Source organism: Bacillota bacterium, assembly GCA_036504675.1.
GTDB lineage: Bacteria > Bacillota > Sulfobacillia > JAJYWN01 > JAJZPE01 > DASXUT01.
Genome location: DASXUT010000176.1, coordinates 1 through 1,779 on the forward strand (window position 1 = coordinate 1; position 1,779 = coordinate 1,779).

A 1,779-nucleotide genomic window follows, 5' to 3' on the forward strand; every position below is an offset into this window, starting at 1 on the left:
AAATCGCGTGAGAGGGGGACCACTGTTCTGGGCCGGCAGACGAGCACGATGGCCAGCCACGACAGGACCATGATGATCAGCATCGTCGGCAGATAGGTGACGAACCATGAGACCCACGTTATGTGAGCCCTGAGAGAAGCCGGCAGGAGGGCGAGAACGACGAAGTTGGTCACCGTCCCGGTCATGAAAAGGGGACCCATCAGACCGAAGCCCGTGAACATCGACATGAACAGGGCGGTCGAGTGCTTGGAGCGGTCCTCGAGGCCCATCGCCTTCGAGATGCCCAGAACGAAGGGAGCGGCCAGGGTCGTCTTCCCGGTGACGGTGGGGAGCGCGGGACCAAAAGGAAGGCCGGCGATGATCAGCCCGGCCGTCTGCCCGGCGAACGTCGGGGGGAGGGCGCGGAGCGCCAACAGCGCTACCCGCCGCAGCAACCCGGATTCGGCCACGGCCACCCCGATGCCCAGGGCGCCGACCATCATCCACCAACTGGTGGTGGAGAAACAGGCAAAGGCGACATTGAAGGGGACGACGCGAAAGACGACCCAGCCGAGGCCCATCATCAAGGCGACGACATAGTCGGGCACGGCATCGCCGGCCCAACAGATGATGGCCCACAGTAGGAGACCCATGGCCCGCATCGCCGGCGGGGTGAGCCCTGATGGAGGCGGTAACAGGGCCACCATCGTCCCGGCGACGGTCGCGACGGCCAGGACGATGCCGCGGCGAACAGCTGGACCATGGCGATATGGAGTGCTGGTTTGAGTTGACGAACCCATTCTTAGAACGACATCTTCCGGCTTACCGGTCACTCTGGCCGCCCGCCCCCTATCGGCTTCGCTTTCATCCACCTACCCCGATCACCATCACCATGCTAGGTAATAGTAACTCTTCCTGGACGGACGTGTCCATCGGGGGTCCGGAGGCGCCCTTTCTGGTTGGGCTCCAGTCAGTCGCCCCTCATTCAGAGGCCTCATCCAGTCCCACCCTGGGGGCAGGTACAAGGGCTTTGTTGACGAATCCCCTGACGGTCGACGAGTCTCCAGGTGGTCGCCAATAAGGGACAGGCAACAAGGCCGGCGCACACAGCGCCAGCCTCAATGTTGGGACTTGATCGGTACCGTCGGTTCCGGCTCACCCGTCCCGCCTCAGGGCCACCCGGTATGGGTGCAGGACGGCGGTCATGACCCCTTCCTGAACGGCGGGATCGGTCTCCATGATCGACCGGGCCTCCGCTTCCGTTCCGGCCTCGAAGATGACGATGCCGAACGGCGAGTCCTCGAGCGTCCGGCCGGCCACGATCAGCCTGCCCGCGGCCAGCAGGGATTGCAGGCGGGCGAAGTGCCGTTCTACGGCCGCGTCCTCCTCCGCCGTCGGAGTGATCGCCAGCCCGGCGCGGACGGGCCGGAGGACGTAGATCCACTGGTTCACCCGTTCACCCCCCAATACCGCTCATGACAGCTCGGCCTCGCTATCTGGCCGTCACCCATTGATCCTGACCGGCCTGCAGGGCTCGGGCGAAGCCCCGCACGTCTGCCTCGACGGCTGTCTTCACCTTGATTCCTCCCCCTTGGCCAGCCAAACCGCCGACCACGCGGCCGGTACGGCGGCGACGATCATGATCGCCGACATCCCCCACATGACCGCCGACACCGACCCGTTCTGCAGGAACTCCTTGAGGGGACCGGTAAAAAGAATGGCGCTGATGATCGCCAGGCTGAACAGGTTGGAGAGCGAGGCGGCCTTGCCGCCCCAGTCAGTCCCCCGCCACAGCCCGAT

Annotated in this window: 3 protein-coding genes; all 3 read right to left on the reverse strand. The window is 65.0% G+C overall.

The genetic code is table 11. The annotated features are described in order from the left end of the window. Positions 1-851 (reverse strand): anion permease (locus VGL40_14100; protein HEY3316396.1); only part of this gene is annotated, 851 nt, incomplete at its 3' end. Between the two features lie 283 nt (positions 852-1,134). Continuing rightward, the gene (locus tag VGL40_14105; protein ID HEY3316397.1) at positions 1,135-1,431 is read right to left on the reverse strand and encodes a YciI family protein; all 297 of its coding nucleotides are present in this window, start codon (positions 1,429-1,431) and stop codon (positions 1,135-1,137) included. 120 nt (positions 1,432-1,551) lie between these two features. Next, on the reverse strand, positions 1,552-1,779 hold a 228-nt coding region (locus VGL40_14110; GenBank protein ID HEY3316398.1), incomplete at its 5' end, for a hypothetical protein.